Below are 18,719 nucleotides of genomic sequence, written 5' to 3'. Positions count from 1 at the left end.
CCGGCGCGGTTCAGGACAGGCCTGAGTGAAATCAGCGCGGGCAGACTTCGGTAGCGGAGAAGAAGTAGGCGATTTCGATCGCGGCGTTCTCGAGGCTGTCCGAACCATGCACGGCGTTGGCGTCGATCGACTCGGCGAAGTCGGCGCGGATGGTGCCGGCGTCAGCTTTCTTCGGATCGGTGGCGCCCATCAGTTCGCGGTTCTTCAGCACGGCGTTTTCGCCTTCCAGCACCTGCACCATCACCGGGCCGGAGATCATGAACTCGACCAGATCGTTGAAGAACGGACGCTCTTTGTGCACGGCGTAGAAGCCTTCGGCTTCACGGCGCGACAGGTGCTTCATCTTGGCAGCAACGATTTTCAGACCGTTGGATTCGAAGCGATCATAGATCTTGCCGATCACGTTCTTGGCCACGGCGTCCGGCTTGACGATTGACAGGGTGCGTTCGATTGCCATAAAAACCTCCAGAGAGTTGGGATGCAAAACCTCTACCGCCGGACAAAGCATCCAGCGGTAAACCGGGCATTCTAACAGCCTTGTTGCTTCGCCGTCCTTACCGACCCATTACGTTACGGCCAGTCCATGACCTCATCCAACGAGCCGCAGAGCCCCGAAGAATCATCCCCGCGTTCGCGCCGCCCCCTCCTGATGGCCGCCGCCGCCGTCGTGGTTGCCCTCCTGGGCTGGGCTATCTACCAGTCCGGCAACGAGCCCGAGCCGGCACGCAGCGTGCCGACCATTGCTCCCAGCGTCAGCGGCAAGATTGCCGAGGCCCCGGCTCCGGCTGCCGACGCCCCGCCAGCCGGCCAGACGCCTGCCACCACGGCCGAACCGGAACCTGCCCCCAGTCCGGCCGCCACCACAGAACCAGCTTCCAGGTTGCCTCATGGCCCGGCACCGGCCTCCAAGCCTGCGGCCGCTCCGGCGCCGGCCAGGACCGCCAAAGAACCGGCGGCAAATCCGGCTCCGGCGACCAAGGCAACAGCTGCACGGCCTGAGCCCGCTCCGGCTGCCCCGGCACGCTCGGTGGTCATGAAACAGGAAGCCCCGCCGCCGGTTGCTGCCGCTCCGGCCGAGGCCCAGCCTGCGGGCACGTCCAAGGGCTATCGCGTACAGCTGGGCCTGTTCAGCAACCTTGGCAACGCCACGGCACTGATCCAGCGCCTCAAAGCCGCCGACATTCCGGTCCGTAGTGAAACCCGGGTATCGGTCGGCCCGTTCCAGACGCGTGCCGAAGCCGAAGAAGCCATGCAGAAACTCAAGGACATGGGACTGTCACCGATGCTGGCCGCCAACGGCGGCTGACGGCCGACGACCCGCCCTAGCGCTCATGGTCGCATGAGCGCCGGCCGCAAAGCCGGGTCTGTCCGGCGCCTTGCAGTCACCTTCCGCTGCTTCCGCACCAACAATACAGGGCGCGTATATCGCACCCTGTATTACATGCAAGATACCCCGGTCTCTCGGGCCCGGCTCAGGCTGCCGGCTCGCTTTCCTCGGCCAGCCGGTGCGCCAGCGCCAGATAGGCGCTGGACTGCATTTCGGTCAGCCGGCTTGCCGTGCGGAAAAACTCGCTGGCCTGTACGCCTTCGGTGTAGAGCAGGTCTGCCTCGACCTCGGCAGAGATCACCAGCTTGACCCGGCTGTCGTAGAACACGTCCACCAGCCAGGTCAGCCGGCGCGCCTCGCTGGCCTGACGGCTGCCCAGACGCGGAATGTCCGACAGGAACACCGTGTGATATTCACGGGCAAGTTCAACGTAATCGGTCTGCGCCCGCGGCCCGCCGCACAGCTCCCGGAAATCGAACCAGATCGCGCCGGGTACGTGACGGCGGCACCGGAGCGGCCGCCCCAGTATCTCGATGGTGCGCGGCTGGCTGGCGCCATGCGCCAGCCGCTGCCAGATGGCCTCCATCTTGTCGTCGGCACCTGCCAGCGGCGTGATGTAGAGCGGCTCTCGTGTCAGCTCGCGCAGGCGGTAATCCTGGCCGCCGTCGACATTGACCACGGTCAGCCAGTGCTGCATCAGCGCGATCGTCGGCAGGAAGTTCAGCCGCTGCAAACCGTTGGGGTACAGCCCGTCCGGCGGGTAATTCGAGGTCATGACGAACACCACGCCACGCTCGAACAGTTCCTTGAGCAAGCGCCCCAGGATCATGGCGTCGGCGATGTCCGACACGTGGAACTCGTCGAAGCACAACAGCCGGGTACGGGCGGCGATCCGCTCGGCCACGGTCACCAGCGGATCGGTCGCGCTGGTCAGGGTCTTGAGTTCGTTGTGGACTTCCATCATGAAGTGATGAAAGTGGATGCGCCGCTTGCGCCGGTACGGCACACAGGCAAAAAACGCATCCATCAGGAAGCTTTTGCCACGCCCGACGCCGCCCCAGAAATACAGGCCACGCGGCACATCGGGACTGCGCAGGCTTTTGCCCAGAAAACGGCCGCGCTTGCGCTTGAACAGCAGCAGCTGCTGGTAGAGGGTTTCCAGATGGGCGATGGCCTGCGCCTGCGCCGGGTCATGAAAAAAACCGTCAGCGCCAGCAAGCTGGTCGTACCACGCCTGTGGCGACAGGCTGGCATTCTGGCCCGGAGAAAAGACATGCTGCGACATGCAAAATCCATGTGGCGGTGCAAAAACGGCACTCTAACACAAGCGGCTACGGCCACTGACCACCAATGAAAAACGGCAGGCCTGATTGCCTGCCGTCCATCATTTCATGCCAGCCAGCGGGATTCAGATGCCACGCAGCAGCTCGTTGATGCCGACCTTGCCGCGGGTCTTGGCATCCACCTTCTTGACGATCACGGCGCAGTACAGACTGTAGCTGCCATCCTTCGACGGCAGGTTGCCGCTGACTACCACCGAACCGGCCGGTACACGGCCGTAGCTGACCTCGCCGGTTTCGCGATCGAAAATCCTGGTGCTCTGGCCGATGTAAACGCCCATCGAGATCACCGAGCCTTCTTCCACGATCACGCCTTCGACGATTTCCGAGCGGGCACCGATAAAGCAGTTGTCCTCGATGATGGTCGGGTTGGCCTGCAACGGCTCCAGCACGCCACCAATGCCCACGCCACCGGAAAGGTGCACGTTCTTGCCGATCTGGGCGCAGCTGCCCACGGTCGCCCAGGTGTCCACCATGGTGCCTTCGTCCACGAAAGCACCGATATTGACGAAGCTCGGCATCAGCACGGTGTTTTTGGCAATGTAAGAGCCCTTGCGCACCACTGCACCGGGTACGGTGCGGAAACCGGCGGCCTGGAAGCGGGCGGCGTCCCAGTCGGCGAACTTGGTGTCCACCTTGTCGAAATAACGGCTAACGCCATCGTCCAGCACGGCATTGTCACGAATGCGGAACGACAGCAGCACGGCCTTTTTCAGCCACTGGTGCGTCACCCATTCACCGGCAATCTTCTCGGCCACGCGCAGACGGCCGGCGTCGATGTCGGCAATCACGGCATCAATGGCGGCCTTGGTTTCCGGCGTCACGGTTGCCGGAGTGATGTCGGCACGGCGCTCGAAAGCGTCTTCGATCAGGGCTTGGATCGGAGTCATGAATCTACCTTTAAAAACGAATGAAAACAGAAAAATTCAGTTGCGGGTACGCACACAGTCAACCACGCGCCACGCGGCTTCAACACAGGCTTCGAGCGGCGCGACCAGTGCGATGCGCACATAGCCGGCTCCCGGATTGACGCCATGCGCCGTGCGCGCCAGAAAACTGCCCGGCAGCACAGTCACGTGATAGCGGGCGAACAGGTCGCGGGCAAAGGCAATGTCGTCCCCACCGGGCACCCGCGCCCACAGGTAGAAGCCGGCCTGCGGCAGGGCGACATCCAGCGCCTTGCCGACGATCGGCAGCACGGCGGCAAACTTGTCGGCGTAGCGCTGGCGATTGTCGGCCACATGCGCCTCGTCCTGCCACGCTGCACGGCTGGCAGCCTGCACGACGGCCGACATGGCACTGCCGTGATAGGTGCGGTAGAGCAGGAATTTTGCCAGCACCTCCGCATCACCGCAGACAAAACCGGAACGCAGTCCGGGAGCATTGGAACGCTTGGAGAGACTGGTGAACATCACCAGGTTGCGATAGTCGCTGCGCCCCAGCCGGACCGCAGCCTCCAGCCCGCCCAGGGGCGGCGCATCGAACCAGATTTCCGAATAGCACTCGTCCGAGGCAATGACGAAGCCGTAGCGGTCCGACAGCTCGAACAACAGCCGCCAGTCCTCCAGCGTCATCACCGCGCCGGTCGGGTTACCGGGGCTGCATGCATACACCAGCTGCGTGCGGGCCCACACTTCAGCAGGTACGGACGACCAGTCGGGCTTGAAACCGTTTTCCGCCGTGCAATTGACGTAATACGGCTCGGCACCGGCCAGCAGCGCCGCCCCTTCGTAGATCTGGTAGAACGGGTTGGGCGACACCACCACCGGTGTTCCGTGGCTGGCATCCACCACGGCCTGTGCCAGTGAAAACAGCGCTTCCCGGCTGCCCAGCACCGGCAGGATCTGCCGCGCCGGATCCGGCTTGTCCACCTGGTAGCGGCTGGCCACCCAGCCGGCACAGGCCTCGCGCAGCGGCAGGCCGCCCAGCGTGGCCGGATATTCGCCCAACCCTTCCAGTGCTCCGGCCAGCGCGTCTTTCAGCAGGGCCGGCGTCGGGTGCTTGGGCTCGCCGATCGACAGGTTGACCGGGGTAAATTCGGGGTGAGGCGTCAGGTCGGCAAAACATTCACGCAGACGCTGGAACGGATACGGTTGCAGACGCGCAAGCAGGGGATTCATTGCGGCAAGCCTCTTGACGGGCGGCGGGGCGGAAAACGCCCAATACTACGGACGCACGCCAGCGGCGTCGAGTCCCATGCCAATGTCAGCAAACAGCCCCGCACAAGGCGGGGCTGTGGTCTTGCCGGGTCAGGCCGGACTCAGCACGGGCATTTGCTGATCTTGCCCGAACGCCCGGGATAACGTGCCTCGATGGCCGCGCGGTGAAACGCGGCTTCGGACAGGACCGGATGGTCAGGATGATGATCGCGCATGTGCGCCAGATAGTTGGCATAGTCCGGCACCCCGACCATCAGGCGTGCGGTCTGTGCCATGCGCTTGCCGACCAGACGCAGGTTAAGCACGGGCAGTCTCCTCGCGGAATTGCGGTTGCATTTCGCAGGCGGTCGGACGGTCGGAAGCCATGGCCCGGAATGCAGCACGCAGGCCCAGCACCAGCATCATCAGCACCACCAGCATGAAGCCGCCGCACAGCGCCGCATCCACCCAGTCGTTGAAGATGATCTGGCGCATGTCGGCCACGCTCTTGGCCGGCGCCAGGATTTCACCCTGGGCCAGCGCAGTGCTGAATTTCTGCGCGTGGGTCACGAAGCTGATCTTCGGGTCCGGCGAGAAGAGCTTGAGCCAGCCGGCGTACAGCGTCGTCAGCAGCACCCAGGCGCACGGCACGGCGGTAACCCAAGCGTAGCGGGCCTTCTTGAGCTTGACCAGCACCACGGTCGCCAGGATCAGCGCCATGCCGGCCAGCATCTGGTTGGCGATGCCGAAGAGCGGCCACAGGGTATTGATGCCGCCCAGCGGATCCACCACCCCCTGGTACAGGAAGTAGCCCCAGCCACCGACAGCGAGGAAAGTGGCAAACAGGTTGGCCGGCCACGAGTCGGTATTGCCCAGCGGCTTGATGAAGCTGCCCAGCAGGTCCTGGATCATGAAGCGGCACACGCGCGTCCCGGCATCCACCGTGGTCAGGATGAACAGCGCCTCGAACAGAATGGCAAAGTGGTACCAGAACGCCATCATGGCCTGGCCACCGATCACCTGGTGCAGGATGTAGGCCATGCCCACGGCCAGCGTCGGCGCACCGCCGGCACGCGACAGGATGCTGCCCTCGCCCACGTCGGCAGCCATGGCTTCAAGCGCCTCGGGCGTCACCACGAAGCCCCAGCTCGAAATCACCTGGGCCGCCTCGGCAGCGGTCTTGCCGATCACGGCAGCCGGTGCGTTCATGGCGAAATACACGCCCGGGTCCAGCACGCTGGCCGCGATCAGCGCCATCATGGCCACAAACGATTCCATCAGCATGGCACCGTAGCCGATCAGGCGGGCGTTCTGCTCGTTGTCGAGCATCTTGGGCGTCGTGCCCGAACTGACCAGGCTGTGGAAGCCGGAAATGGCCCCGCAGGCAATGGTGATGAACAGGAACGGGAACAGGTTGCCGGCAAACACCGGACCGGTGCCGTCGATGAACTGGGTCACGGCCGGCATCTGCAGGTGCGGAGCCACGATAACGATGCCCAGCGCCAGACCGACGATGGTGCCGATCTTGAGGAAGGTCGACAGGTAGTCACGCGGAGCCAGCAGCAGCCATACCGGCAGCACGGCGGCGATGAAGCCGTAGATCATCAGGGCCCAGGCCAGCGCCTTGCCGTCGAGGGTAAACCACGGAGCCAGCAGTTCGCTGCGGGCCACGTTTTCGCCGTAGACGATCGACAGCATCAGCAGCACGAAGCCGATGACCGAGATTTCCGCGATCTTGCCCGGCCGGATGTAGCGCATGTAGATGCCCATGAAGAAGGCGATCGGGATGGTCATGGCGATGGTGAACGTGCCCCACGGGCTGCCCGCCAGCGCCTTGACCACCACCAGCGCCAGCACCGCCAGCAGGATGACCATGATCATCAGGATGCCGATCGAGGCCACGGTCCCGGCGGTGTCGCCCAGCTCCATGCGGATGATCTCGCCCAGCGACTTGCCGTCGCGGCGCACCGACAGGAACAGGATAATGAAATCCTGCACCGCACCGGCGAAAATCACCCCGAACACGATCCACAGCGTACCCGGCAGATAACCCATCTGCGCGGCCAGCACCGGGCCGACCAGCGGGCCTGCGCCGGCAATGGCGGCAAAATGGTGACCAAACAGCACCCATTTCGGGGTCGGCACGTAATCCATGCCATCGTTGTGGATTTCAGCCGGCGTACGGCGGCGGGCATCCAGCCCGGTTACCGTGGCAGCAATGAAGCGGCTGTAAAAACGATAGGCGATGAAATAGCACGAGACAGCCGCCACCACCAGCCAGACGGCGTTGATCGACTCTCCCCGGTTGAGCGCCACCGTGGCAAGGGAAAACGCGCCGAGAATGCCGACGCCCCCCCACAGCAACAGTTCCTTCACGGACTTCATGTGTAACAGCTCCCTTTGCAGACAGGCGCCAGAGGCGCAAAAACAACCGGTGGCAGGAGCGTTTCCTCCTGTTGGGACCGAATGTCATCTGGAATTGTTGCACAGGGTTTTGCTGCCTTAATTCACGTCACAAAAATTACCCTATTGTCATTTTTTTATACAAATTAAATTTCCTTTGTTTAATTCGACACATTTTCATGTTTCATTAAGAAAAACGTACAGGACATGAAAACAGCAGCCAGCTTGCACCAGGAATCTGCTGCTGACGGCAACAAAAAACCCCATGCCTGAAACATGGGGTTTTTGTTGCCGGCAATCCGGCCAGACCGGTCAGTAGCGGTAGTGGGCCGGCTTGTACGGGCCGTCCTTCGGCACACCGATGTAGTTGGCCTGCTGGTCGGACAGCGAGGTCAGGCGGGCACCGATGCGCTCAAGGTGCAGACGGGCCACCTTTTCGTCCAGATGCTTGGGCAGCACATAGACTTCCTTGCCGTACTGGCTGCCGTTGATGAAGATCTCGATCTGGGCCAGCACCTGGTTGGTAAAGCTGTTGGACATCACGAAGCTCGGGTGGCCGGTGGCGCAGCCCAGGTTCACCAGACGCCCTTCGGCCAGCAGGATGATGCGCTTGCCGTCCGGGAAGATGATGTGGTCGACCTGCGGCTTGATGTTGTCCCAGCGGTACTGGCGCAGGCTGGCGACCTCGATTTCGCTGTCGAAGTGGCCGATGTTGCACACGATGGCGTTGTTGCGCATGGCCTTCATGTGGTCATGGGTGATCACGCCGACGTTGCCGGTGCAGGTGACGAAAATGTCGGCCTCGCCGGCCACTTCGTCCATACGTACCACGCGGTAGCCTTCCATGGCGGCCTGCAGGGCGCAGATCGGGTCGATCTCGGTCACCCAAACGGTCGCACCAAGGCCGCGCAGCGACTGGGCGCAGCCCTTGCCCACATCGCCATAGCCCAGCACCACGGCCACCTTGCCGGCCACCATCACATCGGTGGCGCGCTTGATGCCGTCCACCAGCGATTCGCGGCAACCGTACAGGTTGTCGAACTTCGACTTGGTGACCGAATCGTTCACGTTGAAGGCCGGGAACGGCAGCACACCGTCCTTTTGCATCTGGTACAGGCGATGCACGCCGGTCGTGGTTTCTTCGGTCACGCCCTTGATGTGGGCCAGACGTCTGGAGTACCAGTGCGGATCAATAACCAGGTGGCGCTTGATCGCGGCAAACAGGGATTCTTCTTCCTCGTTGCCCGGACGGCTGATGGCGCTCGGATCGGTTTCGGCCTTGCTGCCGAGCATCAGCAGCAGGGTGGCATCACCGCCATCGTCCAGGATCATGTTGGCCGGCTGGCCTTCGGGCCATTCGAAGATGCGGTGGCTGAATTCCCAGTATTCGTCGAGGCTTTCACCCTTGAAGGCGAACACCGGAATGCCGGCCGCAGCGATGGCGGCGGCAGCGTGGTCTTGGGTCGAGAAAATGTTGCACGAGGCCCAGCGCACTTCGGCACCCAGTGCCACCAGCGTCTCGATCAGTACGCCGGTCTGGATGGTCATGTGCAGGCTGCCGGCAATGCGGGCACCGCGCAGCGGCTGGGTGTGCTTGTATTCTTCGCGCAGCGCCATCAATCCGGGCATTTCGGTTTCGGCGATGGCCAGTTCCTTGCGGCCCCAGTCGGCGAGCTTGATGTCGGCTACCAGATAATCGGAAAAAGTGTCAGTCACAGCGTTCATGAAGGAGTCCTTGACGGTGCGACCGGGCGGGTGCGGCTCACCGCTCCCCCCGAGTCTTACGGGGTTGTGGGTGAGCGCCGTTGCAAATTCAAGCCGAGCCTGGGGTAAACCTTCACCTTGCAGCGCCCCTCGGCGGCTGCGGATTATACCTGTCCCGCGCAGCAGGGCGAGGCACTTTTGCGCTGCTGCCAGCCCTCCAGCCACGCCACCAGCCCGGCGGCCGGCAGTGGCCGCGAAATCCAGTATCCCTGCACGGCATCCCCGCCCAGCGCCCGGATCACCTCCAGCTGTCCCGAGGTTTCCACGCCCTCGGCCACGGTGGCCAGGCCCAGCGATTCGGCCATGCCGACAATGGCGTCAACGATGGCCCGGTCTTCCGGATCGCTGTCGGCATCGCGCACGAACGAGCCGTCGATCTTCAGCCGGTCCAGCCGGAAACGCTTGAGATAGGCCAGCGAAGAATAACCGGTGCCGAAATCGTCCAGCGACACCTGCACACCAACCGAATGCAGTTCGTCAATGGTGGCAATGGCGGCCTCCGGCTCGGTCATGGCCATTGATTCGGTCAGCTCGACCTCGAAGAGGGCCGGCGGCACGCCGGCCTCGGACAGGATGCTGGCGATCTGTTGCGCCAGCCCCGGTAAATTGAATTGCAGGACCGACAGGTTGACGGCCATCACCATCGGCGGCAGGCCGTCACGCAGCCAGTCTGCCAGTTGCCGCGCGGCCGTACGCAGCACCCAGTCGCCGATCGGGACGATCAGGCCGCTCTCTTCGGCCAGCGGAATGAATTCTCCCGGAGACACCGCCCCGAACAGGGGATGCGTCCAGCGCAGCAATGCTTCGACGCCGGAAAGCTCGCCGGTCTGCAGGTCAACCTGCGGCTGGTAGTGCAGCTGCATTTCGCCGCGCTCCACGGCGCCGCGCAGTGCCCCGGTGAGCTGGACGTGCCGCAAGGTACGTTCCTGCATTTCCGGAAAGAAGAAGCGCAAGGTGTTACGGCCTTCCTGCTTGGCCCGGTACATGGCGATTTCGGCACATTTGGACAGGGTGGCAAAATCCGTGCCGTCATCGGGAGCCATGGCAATCCCGATCGATACCGACACGCTGATGTCGTGCTCGCCGATACGGCAGACAAAACCGAGCCGGCGCAGGATTTCCTGTGCCACCGAAGCGGCCCGGCTGGCATTGGCGTCCGGCAGCAATACCACGAATTCGTCGCCGCCCTGGCGCGATACGGTATCCCCTTCGCGCACCGTAGCCTGGAGGCGCTTGGCCACGCTTTGCAGCAGCTGGTCACCCGTAGAGTGTCCCAGCGTGTCATTGATGTGCTTGAAGTGGTCAATGTCCAGCAGCAGCAAGGCCAGCGCCGGTGCGGCATCGCCCTCGACACCGCGGAGCGCCATGTTGGCCCGGTCGGTCAGCAGGGCCCGGTTGGGCAGTCCGGTGAGGGTGTCGAAGTACGCCAGATACTGGATGCGCCGCTCGGCAGCCTGCCGGTCGCTCAGGTCGCCGAACATGCAGACGTGGTAGGTGGACGTACCCAGCCGCACGGTCCGCAATGTCAGCCAGGCCAGAAAGAGCTGGCCGTTACGCTGGCGCAGCAGCAGCTCTCCGGCCCAGCCACCCTGCTCGTCAAGATGGCTGCACAGCTCGACAAACCCCGGCGTGCTGACCTGCGACTCCGAAAACATCCATTCCGGCGTGGTACCGACCACTTCGCCCTGGGTATAGCCGGTCAGCTCGCAGCACCGGCTGTTCAGCATCACGATGCGGTGCTGTGCATCGGTAATCAGGATGCCTTCACGGCTTTGTTCATAAACCTGGGCGGCAACGCGCAACTCGTCCTCGCGGGCCTGCTTCTCGGTAATGTCGAGAACCAGCGACGTCACCCCGAGCGACTTGCCGTTGCTGTCCACCAGCGTGGTGTTGAACCATTCACACTGGATAAGGGCACCATCCCGGGTCTGGTTCACGTTGACGGAGTGCCAGCCCCCTTCCTGCCGCATCAGGCTTTGCAGCACTTCGCGATCCAGCGTGGCGCGCACCTCGGACGGCAGGATGAAAAACGCATGCTGGCCGATGGCCTCTTCGCGCGAGAAGCCGAACATGCGCTCGGCCGCCCGGTTCCACTCCTGGACGCAGAAACCGTCATCCCATTCGATGGCTGCCAGCACCGACTGGTCCAGAAACAGCTGCCGGCGGCGGCGGCCGGCCAGCAATTCGTCCTGCCAGCGCGGATTGTCCAGCGCATCCTCAAGGATCGCCACACCGCGCGGCACCTGGCCCGACGGGGTACGCAAAGGAGCGAACACGGCCCGCACCCCCAGTTGCCGCGTCCCGCCCGCAACCGGAATCTCGCCGAAAAAATGGCCTACATCGCCCGCCAGCGCCTGGCGCACGGCCCGGGAAAACCCCGGGACCGGCATGGCAGTCAGGTCCAAGCCATGAACGGCCTCTTCGGACAGGCCCATCATGGTGTCGAAATGACGGTTGCAGACCATGACCCGCCCGGTCTGGTCAAACACCAGAAGACCGAACGGCAAGTGCTCGAAGCAGTAACGGAACCGGTCTTCGTTGATGCAATAGACCGGGTCCAGGGATGTGGTTCCCAGCTGGTGCACCATGAGGCTGCCATCCGGCAACCGGTCAACCTGCACCCATACGGTCTGCTCCCCGCCCCCGGCCTGCGGCAGCATCCAGGCCAGCCGCTCGCTACCGCTTGACAAATGCATATTTGCCAGCTGACCGAATGCCGGATGGTCGTAGCAGCCACGGGTCAGGCGAGCCGCTGCATCGTTGGCATGCAGGACTTCACCGCTGGCTGCCAGCCACCACACTCCGTTTTCACATTCAGGCAGGGAGGAATAAAACATATGCAAATTTTTTTGCCATGGGATCGCAGGGCATTGTGCTTGAATTCCGCCAGACAGGGAAAACAGTTTGTCATGGGCATTTGACTTGCTCGATCAAACCCGCCGCATATGCGCTAGCATGCACTGCACCGATGCCGTTTCATGGAGTCCTCCTCATGCGTCGCCCGCTCTCTTTCGCACTGATCGGCCTGCTGTCCTATTCCGCCTGCGTACTGGCTGCCGAGCCGGTTGCCGGCCCGCAAATCAGCCTGTCGGCCCAGGCCCGCCAGACCGTTGCCAACGACCAGGCACTGGCCGTGCTGTACGCCGAAGCCAGCAGCGCCAATCCCCAGCAGGTCGTGGATGAACTCAACCGGCAGGGACAGCGTGCCCTTGCCATCGCCAAAGGCTACAGGCAGGTCCGCATCGCCAGCGGCAACCGCAGCACCTGGCCGGTTTATGACCCCAATGACAAGGAACACCGCAACCAGCCCACCGGCTGGCGCGGACGCGCCGAATGGCGGCTGGAAAGCCTCGACAGCCAGGCACTGGCCAGGCTGGTGGCCGCCCTGCAACCCGGCCTGCGGCTGGCCAGCCTCGGCTTCCAGCCTTCCGGTGCCACCCGCCAGAAAGCCGAAAACGCCCTGATCCCGGCAGCCATGACCGCGTTTGAAGAGCGTGCCCGGCTGAGTGCCCAGGCACTGGGTTATTCGAAATGGCGCATCGTGGAAATCTCGCTCAACGGCGGCGGCATGCCAATGCCGGTCCAGAACCTGCGCTTTGCCCAGGCAGCCAGCATGGCCGACAGCATGCCCATCGCAGAAGGCGAAAGCGAACTCTCCTTACAGGCCAGCGGCAGGATCGAACTGCTGCCGTCCCGTTAAGGCCCGGCAGTCACGCAAGCCCGCCCGCTTGGTACATAATGCCTGACTCATTCCAACCACTGTCCCTGTCGGGCCCGACCACGATCCTGCCATGAAGCTGTACGCCTCGCTGACCAGTCCCTACGCCCGCAAAGTGCGGGTGGTCCTGCACGAAAAACGCATCGAATGCCAGCTGGAGCCGGTCAACCCGTGGGACACCGACAGTCCGCTGCCGGCGGTCAACCCGCTGGGCAAGGTGCCGGTGCTCATGCTCGACGACGGTACGGCCCTGTACGACTCGCGCGTGATCGTCGATTACCTCGACAGCATCTCGCCGGTCAGCAAGCTGCTGGCCGACGGCGCCCGCGGCACCGCGCTGATCAAGCGCTGGGAGGCTCTCGCCGACGGCCTGCTTGATGCCGGCGTCGCCATCATGCTCGAACGCCGGCGTCCGGCCGAACGCCAGGATGCCGGCTGGCTCAGGCGCCAGCATGACAAGCTCACTGCCGGGCTGGCCCTCATGGCGGCCGACCTGACCGACCGCACCTGGTGTCACGGCAACGGCTTCACCCTGGCCGACATTGCCGTCGGCTGCACCCTGGGATGGCTGGACCTGCGCCTGCCATGGCTGGACTGGCGCCAGTATCCGGCGCTGACCGGACACTACGAGCGCCTGATGACCCGTCCGAGCTTTGCCGACACCTGCCCGCCGGCCGCCTGACCGGTGCCGCACCGGTGCCTTCTTCTCCGCACGCCCGACTGCACCCGGCAGCCGGACGTGATGCCGTTCCGCCCGCAATGATTCCGCGTCCATGAACTACCACAGCTGCAATCCGGCGACCGGCGAGGTCGTCCATACCCGCGCCAGCTGGTCTGCCGACCGGCTGGCCGGCTGTCTTGATGCCCTGCGCCAGGCCCAGTCACGCTGGCATGCCCTGCCCGTGGAGGCCCGCTGCGAACGACTGCGCCGCCTGGGCGACGGTCTGCTGGCAGCCCGCACCACGCTGGCGCCGCTGATCACGCTGGAGGTTGGCAAGCTCCTAGCCGAAGCCGACGCCGAAATCGAGAAAACCGCCCGCCTGTGCCATTACTACGCCGACCTGGCTCCACCGCTGCTGCGACCGCAGTCCATTCCCACCGCGGCCAGCCGCTCAGGCGTCAGCTTTGAACCGCTGGGGCTGGTGTTTGCCGTCATGCCGTGGAACTACCCGGTATGGCAGGCCATGCGCTTTGCCGTACCGGCCCTCGCCGCCGGCAATGCCTGTCTGGTCAAGCCGGCGCCCACCGTGCCGCAGTCCAGCCACCTGCTGCTGGAGCTGGCTCGGGATGCCGGGCTTGACGTATTCGACCTCGCCTGGATCGACAACCCGGACGCCGAGGCCGCCATCGCTGCCAGCAACGGCCTCGCCTTTACCGGTTCGACCGCCACCGGCCGCCATCTGGCCGCCCTCGCCGGCCGCCACCTCAAGAAAAGCGTGCTGGAACTGGGTGGCAGCAATCCGGTCATCGTGCTCAAGGACGCCGACGTGGAGCTGGCGGCCCGCGAAGCCGCCACCAGCCGTTTCCGTGATGCCGGCCAGTCGTGCAATGCCGCCAAGCGCATGATCCTGGTGCCCGAGATTGCCGACGCCTTCATCGAAGCCTTCATGCACGAAGTGGCCCGCCGGCGCACCGGCGACCCGTGCGACCCGGCCACCCAGTTGGCCCCGATGCACCGTGCCGACCTGCGCCAGACCCTGCACGAGCAGGTGGAGGATGCCGTGGCACACGGCGCCCGCCTGCTGTGCGGGGGCCGGCTACCCGCCGGCGCCGGTTTCTACTACCCGGCCACCGTGCTGGAAAACGTTCCGCCCGCGGCCCGCCTGTATCGCGAAGAAGCCTTCGGCCCGGTCGCCAGCCTGTACCGTGTCGACAATGAAGCCGATGCCGTCCGCGTGGCCAATGACACCCCGTACGGGCTGGGCGCCACCATCTACAGCGCCGACGATGACCGGGCGGCCCGGCTGGCGGCCCGGCTGGAAGTCGGCAGCGTGTTCATCAACCGCCACACCAGCTCGGACCTGCGCCTGCCGTTCGGCGGCGTCAAGGACTCCGGCTACGGCCGCGAGCTGTCGGAATTCGGACTATATGAGTTCGTTAACGTCAAAACCTTCTGGCAGCGCTGACGCCATGAACGATTTCCTGCACCGCGCCGCCGCCCTTGTCGGCCCGGCACACCTGCTGACCGATCCTGCCGACATGGCGGCCTTTGCCACCGACTGGCGCGGGCGCTATCACGGCCGGCCGCTGGCCGTGGCCCTGCCCGGTTCCACCGGTGAAGTGGCCGCGCTGGTCGCCCTGTGCCGCGATGCAGGCATCCCCGTTGTCCCGCAAGGCGGCAATACCGGCACCGTTGGCGCCGCCACGCCGGACGACAGCGGCCGCGAGCTGGTCATCGCCTTGCGCCGCCTCAACCACATCCGCGAACTTGACCCGGACAACGCCACCATCACGGTGGAAGCCGGCTGCATCCTCGCCGACGTGCACACGGTGGCGGCGGCGGCCGGCCTGCTGTTTCCGCTGTCGCTGGCAAGCGAAGGCAGCTGCCAGATCGGCGGCAACCTGGCCGCCAACGCCGGCGGGCTGGCCGTCCTGCGCTACGGCACCATGCGCGAGCTGACGCTAGGCATCGAAGCCGTGCTGCCTGACGGCCGGGTGCTGCACCAGCTCAAGGGCCTGCGCAAGAACAACGTCGGGCTGGATGCCAAACAGCTGCTGATCGGCACCGAAGGCACGCTGGGACTGATCACCGCCGCCACCCTCAAGCTCTATCCGCTGCCCGAGGCCCGGGCCACGGCCATGATGGCCGTCGCCTCGCCGGCCGAAGCCACCGGCTGGCTGCGTCGCCTGCAACGGCGTTTCGGTGACCGCCTGACCACGTTCGAGCTGGTGTCCGGCCTGTGCCTGCAATTGCTGGCCCAGCATCTGCCGGAAGTGCGCCAGCCGCTGGCCGCAGACTGGCTGGTACTGTTCGAGCTGTCCGATGGCGGCAGCCAGACCGCACTCGACGAAGCGCTGATGGAGTGGCTGGCTGCACAGGCCGACCTGGGCGACGCCGTGCTGGCACAGAGCGAACGCGAGCGGGCCGAGCTGTGGCGGGTGCGCGAGGAACTGTCGGAGGCGCAAAAGCGTGACGGCATCAGCCTCAAGCACGACATCGCCCTGCCGGTATCCAAGGTGCCGGCATTTCTGGACGAATGCGGCCGGCGCCTCGGACAGGCCTTTCCCGGCTGCCGCATCGTCACTTTTGGCCACCTCGGCGACGGCAACCTGCACTACAACGTCAGCTACACCCGTCCGGACAACCGCGACCTGCTGGCGGACGAAGCGGCCGTACAGGACATCGTGTTCGGCTGCGCCTGCGAACTGGGCGGCACCCTGTCGGCCGAGCACGGCATCGGCCAGCTGCGCCGCGCCGCACTGGGCCGTTTTCACGATCCGGCCACCCTGGACCTGATGCGCCTCATCAAGTCGGCGCTGGACCCGCACAACCTGATGAACCCCGGAAAGCTGCTGCCATGACGACTCCCCGCTGGCCTTATCCTGACCTGCTGGCCCATCGCGGCGGCGGCCGGCTGGCACCGGAAAACACGTTGTCCGCCCTGGTGGCAGGTGCCCTGTTCGGCAGCCGCATGGCCGAATTCGACGTCAGGCTGTCACGCGACGATGTGCCGTTCCTGCTGCATGACGACACACTGGAGCGCACCACCAACGGCCAGGGCCCGGCCGCCGGACAGGACTGGCAGCAACTGGCACGACTGGATGCCGGCAGCTGGTTTGACCCACGCTTTGCCGGTGAAGAACTGCCACGGCTGGCCGACGCTGCCCGCGTGTGTTGCGAGCACGGACTGGATGCCAATGTGGAAATCAAGCCCTGCCCCGGGCGGGAGGCTGAAACCGGCCGCATCGTGGCCACCGAATGCGCGCGCGGCTGGCAGCGGGCAGCCGTGCCGCCACTGCTGTCGTCGTTTTCGCCGGAAGCCCTGCTGGCCGCACGGGCCACAGCACCGCAGCTCAACCTTGGCTGGCGGATCGAAGGCACCCTGCCGGCCGACTGGCTGGCGCAGGCCCGGACGCTGGGCGTGATGGCGCTGCATCTGGAACACGCACTGGTGGACGCGCCGCTGGTCGGTGCCGCCCACGCGGCCGGACTGGCCGTGCTGGCCTGGACCGTCAACGACCTGGCCACGGCCCGCCGGCTGCGGACGCTGGGTGTGGATGCGCTGTGCACCGATGCACCGGACGAGCTGGCTGCCGGCTGAAACCGGCGGCAGCCAGCCATGACAAAGCCGCTCCGGCAGACCGGAGCGGCTTTTTGACGTTCAGCCCGTGGCAGTTGCACGGGGCAGGATGACGGGCATCCTGCCTGACGGCATTACTTGATGCTGACGCCGTAGAACGAGTGCAGGGCAAACGGACTGACCTTGAAGCCCTGGACCTTGCTGCTGGCCGGCAGGTTGATGGTCGAGTGCGCCACCGGCGTGAACGGCAGCTGCTCCCGGAAGATTTCCTGCGCCTTCAGGTAGTATTTGGTGCGCTCGGCCTGGTCGGTGGTCTGGCGGGCCTTGACGATCAGGTCGTCAAACGGTTTGTAGCACCACTTGGAGTAGTTGTTGCCGTCAACGGCATCGCAACCCAGCAGGGTACCCAGCCAGTTGTCCGGGTCTCCGTTGTCGCCGGTCCAGCCCATCAGCAGCACGTCATGCTCGCCGTTCTTGCCGCGCTTGATGTATTCGCCCCATTCGTAGCTGACGATTTTGGCCTTGACGCCGATCTTGGCCCAGTCGGACTGGAGCATTTCGGCCATCAGCTTGGCATTGGGGTTGTAGGGGCGCTGCACCGGCATGGCCCACAGGGTCATCTCGAATCCGTTGGGGTAGCCGGCCTTGGCCAGCAGCTGCTTGGCCTTGGCGACATCATACGGAGCATCCTTGATGTTTTTGTTGTACGACCACTGGGTCGGCGGCATCGGGTTGGTCGCCAGCTGGCCGGAACCCTGGTAAACAGCGTCGATGATGGCCTTCTTGTTGACCGACATGTCGAGCGCCTGGCGCACTTCCAGCTTGGCCAGCTGCGGTTTCTTGACGTTGTAGGTGATGTAGCCGAGGTTGAAGCCCGGCTGCGTCATGACCTGCAACCGCTTGTCGGACTTGAGGCCGGCCACGTCGGCGGGCTTGGGATAGGCGGCGACATGGCATTCACCGGCCTTGAGCTTTTGTACCCGCACCGAAGCGTCGGTGTTGATGGCAAAGATCAGGTTGTCGAGCTTGACGCCGTCAGCGCCCTTGTCCCAGTACTGCTTGTTGCCGGCGTAGCGGATCTGGGCGTCTTTTTGGTAACGCTTGAAAATGAACGGACCGGTACCGACCGGCCGGGTGTTGATCTGGTTGGCCTTGCCGGACTTGAGCAACTGGCCGGCATACTCGGCCGAGTGGATCGAGGCAAAGCTCATGGCCAGGTTTTGCAGCATGGCGGCTTCCGGTTTTTTCAGCACGAACCGGACGGTATACGGATCGACCTTTTCCACCTTGGCAATGTTGCGGTCCATGCCCATGTCGGTGAAATACGGGAACTCGGCACGATAGGCCTTGTTGAACGGATGGTTCTTGTCGAGCATGCGCTCGAACGTGAATACCACGTCGTCGGCGTTGAATTCACGCGTCGGCTTGAAGTAGTCGGTGGTGTGGAAAGCGACACCGCGGCGCAGGTGGAAAGTGTAGGTCTTGCCGTCCGGGCTGACTTCCCACTTTTCGGCCAGTCCGGGCACCACACGGGTCGAGCCGCGCTCGAACTGGACCAGCCGGTTGAAGACGGTTTCGGCGGCCGCGTCAAAGTCGGTTCCCGTGACGTACTGGGCCGGGTCGAAACCTGCCGGGCTGCCTTCGGAACAGTAGATCAGCGTGCCCGCTGCCTGCGCCTGTGTTGCGATACCCACGGTGGCCAGCATCAGGGCCAGCTTCTTGACAGTCATGTTCTCTCCTGATTATTCGGTATTCGGACCATGACAGCCGGAACTGCCATGTGCGCTG

At 64.4% G+C, this 18,719-nt stretch carries 15 protein-coding genes and 1 riboswitch; of the genes, 6 read left to right on the top strand and 9 right to left on the bottom strand.

The window, feature by feature from the left end:
• Positions 1-31: 31 nt before the first annotated feature.
• Positions 32-457 (bottom strand): nucleoside-diphosphate kinase, encoded by a 426-nt coding sequence (gene ndk / locus G542_RS0105170; RefSeq protein ID WP_012696167.1) that lies wholly within the window; start codon positions 455-457, stop codon positions 32-34.
• Positions 458-583: 126 nt separating this feature from the next.
• Here ndk and G542_RS19450 point away from each other — a divergent pair, with 126 nt between their 5' ends.
• Complete coding sequence (locus tag G542_RS19450) at positions 584-1,306, top strand: SPOR domain-containing protein (protein ID WP_155826612.1); 723 nt, start codon at positions 584-586, stop codon at positions 1,304-1,306.
• Positions 1,307-1,472: 166 nt separating this feature from the next.
• Here G542_RS19450 and zapE read toward each other — a convergent pair whose 3' ends face one another.
• From zapE to G542_RS17405, 7 genes are all read right to left on the bottom strand, one after another.
• Positions 1,473-2,612 carry a cell division protein ZapE gene (zapE, locus tag G542_RS0105160; RefSeq protein WP_027823570.1) on the bottom strand — a complete coding sequence of 380 codons (1,140 nt, stop codon included), beginning with the start codon at positions 2,610-2,612 and terminating at the stop codon, positions 1,473-1,475.
• 123 nt (positions 2,613-2,735) lie between these two features.
• Positions 2,736-3,557 carry a 2,3,4,5-tetrahydropyridine-2,6-dicarboxylate N-succinyltransferase gene (dapD, locus tag G542_RS0105155; RefSeq protein ID WP_027823569.1) on the bottom strand — a complete coding sequence of 274 codons (822 nt, stop codon included), beginning with the start codon at positions 3,555-3,557 and terminating at the stop codon, positions 2,736-2,738.
• Between the two features lie 36 nt (positions 3,558-3,593).
• On the bottom strand, positions 3,594-4,787 hold the full coding sequence (dapC, locus tag G542_RS0105150; RefSeq protein ID WP_027823568.1) for a succinyldiaminopimelate transaminase: 1,194 nt from the start codon (positions 4,785-4,787) through the stop codon (positions 3,594-3,596).
• A 140-nt stretch (positions 4,788-4,927) separates the two neighbouring features.
• Positions 4,928-5,131 carry a YbdD/YjiX family protein gene (locus tag G542_RS16000; protein WP_012696162.1) on the bottom strand — a complete coding sequence of 68 codons (204 nt, stop codon included), beginning with the start codon at positions 5,129-5,131 and terminating at the stop codon, positions 4,928-4,930.
• A complete protein-coding gene (locus G542_RS0105140) occupies positions 5,124-7,190 on the bottom strand; it encodes a carbon starvation CstA family protein (RefSeq protein WP_012696161.1) in 2,067 nt (688 codons plus the stop codon). Before G542_RS0105140 ends, G542_RS16000 begins: the two co-directional genes overlap by 8 nt.
• Positions 7,191-7,520: 330 nt before the next feature.
• Positions 7,521-8,933: an adenosylhomocysteinase gene (gene ahcY / locus G542_RS0105135; RefSeq protein ID WP_027823567.1), complete on the bottom strand. Its 1,413-nt coding sequence runs from the start codon at positions 8,931-8,933 to the stop codon at positions 7,521-7,523.
• A gap of 65 nt (positions 8,934-8,998) precedes the next feature.
• Positions 8,999-9,068, bottom strand: a riboswitch (S-adenosyl-L-homocysteine riboswitch).
• Between the two features lie 8 nt (positions 9,069-9,076).
• Positions 9,077-11,809 carry a sensor domain-containing protein gene (locus G542_RS17405; RefSeq protein WP_051189922.1) on the bottom strand — a complete coding sequence of 911 codons (2,733 nt, stop codon included), beginning with the start codon at positions 11,807-11,809 and terminating at the stop codon, positions 9,077-9,079.
• Between the two features lie 155 nt (positions 11,810-11,964).
• Between G542_RS17405 and G542_RS0105125 the strand changes: the two genes are divergently transcribed.
• The 5 genes from G542_RS0105125 to ugpQ all read left to right on the top strand — a co-directional run bounded on the left by G542_RS0105125 (position 11,965) and on the right by ugpQ (position 16,952).
• Entirely contained in the window at positions 11,965-12,672 is a 708-nt protein-coding gene (locus G542_RS0105125) for an SIMPL domain-containing protein (RefSeq protein WP_027823566.1), read from the top strand.
• Between the two features lie 91 nt (positions 12,673-12,763).
• Positions 12,764-13,372 (top strand): glutathione S-transferase family protein, encoded by a 609-nt coding sequence (locus G542_RS0105120; RefSeq protein WP_027823565.1) that lies wholly within the window; start codon positions 12,764-12,766, stop codon positions 13,370-13,372.
• Between the two features lie 91 nt (positions 13,373-13,463).
• On the top strand, positions 13,464-14,816 hold the full coding sequence (locus tag G542_RS0105115; protein WP_027823564.1) for an aldehyde dehydrogenase family protein: 1,353 nt from the start codon (positions 13,464-13,466) through the stop codon (positions 14,814-14,816).
• Between the two features lie 4 nt (positions 14,817-14,820).
• A complete protein-coding gene (locus tag G542_RS0105110) occupies positions 14,821-16,212 on the top strand; it encodes an FAD-binding oxidoreductase (protein ID WP_027823563.1) in 1,392 nt (463 codons plus the stop codon).
• The gene (ugpQ, locus tag G542_RS0105105) at positions 16,209-16,952 is read left to right on the top strand and encodes a glycerophosphodiester phosphodiesterase (RefSeq protein WP_027823562.1); all 744 of its coding nucleotides are present in this window, start codon (positions 16,209-16,211) and stop codon (positions 16,950-16,952) included. Before G542_RS0105110 ends, ugpQ begins: the two co-directional genes overlap by 4 nt.
• Positions 16,953-17,065: 113 nt before the next feature.
• Here the strand turns inward: ugpQ and G542_RS0105100 are convergent, their stop codons facing one another.
• A complete protein-coding gene (locus tag G542_RS0105100; protein WP_027823561.1) occupies positions 17,066-18,661 on the bottom strand; it encodes an ABC transporter substrate-binding protein in 1,596 nt (531 codons plus the stop codon).
• Positions 18,662-18,719: the final 58 nt, after the last annotated feature.

It is taken from the genome of Laribacter hongkongensis DSM 14985 (genome assembly GCF_000423285.1).
GTDB classification, from domain to species: Bacteria; Pseudomonadota; Gammaproteobacteria; order Burkholderiales; family Aquaspirillaceae; genus Laribacter; species Laribacter hongkongensis.
The sequence above is the reverse complement of the archived record's forward strand: the minus strand, read 5'-3'. Positions and strand labels throughout refer to the sequence as shown.

What these genes read in the sequence shown, in the direction of transcription:
- dapC (WP_027823568.1), bottom strand. Translation starts at nt 4,787, where the DNA reads ATGAATCCCCTGCTTGCGCGTCTGCAACCGTATCCGTTCCAGCGTCTG.
- G542_RS0105100 (WP_027823561.1), bottom strand. Translation starts at nt 18,661, where the DNA reads ATGACTGTCAAGAAGCTGGCCCTGATGCTGGCCACCGTGGGTATCGCA.
- G542_RS17405 (WP_051189922.1), bottom strand. Translation starts at nt 11,809, where the DNA reads ATGTTTTATTCCTCCCTGCCTGAATGTGAAAACGGAGTGTGGTGGCTG.
- G542_RS0105120 (WP_027823565.1), top strand. Translation starts at nt 12,764, where the DNA reads ATGAAGCTGTACGCCTCGCTGACCAGTCCCTACGCCCGCAAAGTGCGG.
- G542_RS19450 (WP_155826612.1), top strand. Translation starts at nt 584, where the DNA reads ATGACCTCATCCAACGAGCCGCAGAGCCCCGAAGAATCATCCCCGCGT.
- G542_RS0105125 (WP_027823566.1), top strand. Translation starts at nt 11,965, where the DNA reads ATGCGTCGCCCGCTCTCTTTCGCACTGATCGGCCTGCTGTCCTATTCC.
- zapE (WP_027823570.1), bottom strand. Translation starts at nt 2,612, where the DNA reads ATGTCGCAGCATGTCTTTTCTCCGGGCCAGAATGCCAGCCTGTCGCCA.
- ugpQ (WP_027823562.1), top strand. Translation starts at nt 16,209, where the DNA reads ATGACGACTCCCCGCTGGCCTTATCCTGACCTGCTGGCCCATCGCGGC.
- ahcY (WP_027823567.1), bottom strand. Translation starts at nt 8,933, where the DNA reads ATGAACGCTGTGACTGACACTTTTTCCGATTATCTGGTAGCCGACATC.
- G542_RS0105110 (WP_027823563.1), top strand. Translation starts at nt 14,821, where the DNA reads ATGAACGATTTCCTGCACCGCGCCGCCGCCCTTGTCGGCCCGGCACAC.
- G542_RS0105115 (WP_027823564.1), top strand. Translation starts at nt 13,464, where the DNA reads ATGAACTACCACAGCTGCAATCCGGCGACCGGCGAGGTCGTCCATACC.
- G542_RS0105140 (WP_012696161.1), bottom strand. Translation starts at nt 7,190, where the DNA reads ATGAAGTCCGTGAAGGAACTGTTGCTGTGGGGGGGCGTCGGCATTCTC.
- dapD (WP_027823569.1), bottom strand. Translation starts at nt 3,557, where the DNA reads ATGACTCCGATCCAAGCCCTGATCGAAGACGCTTTCGAGCGCCGTGCC.
- ndk (WP_012696167.1), bottom strand. Translation starts at nt 457, where the DNA reads ATGGCAATCGAACGCACCCTGTCAATCGTCAAGCCGGACGCCGTGGCC.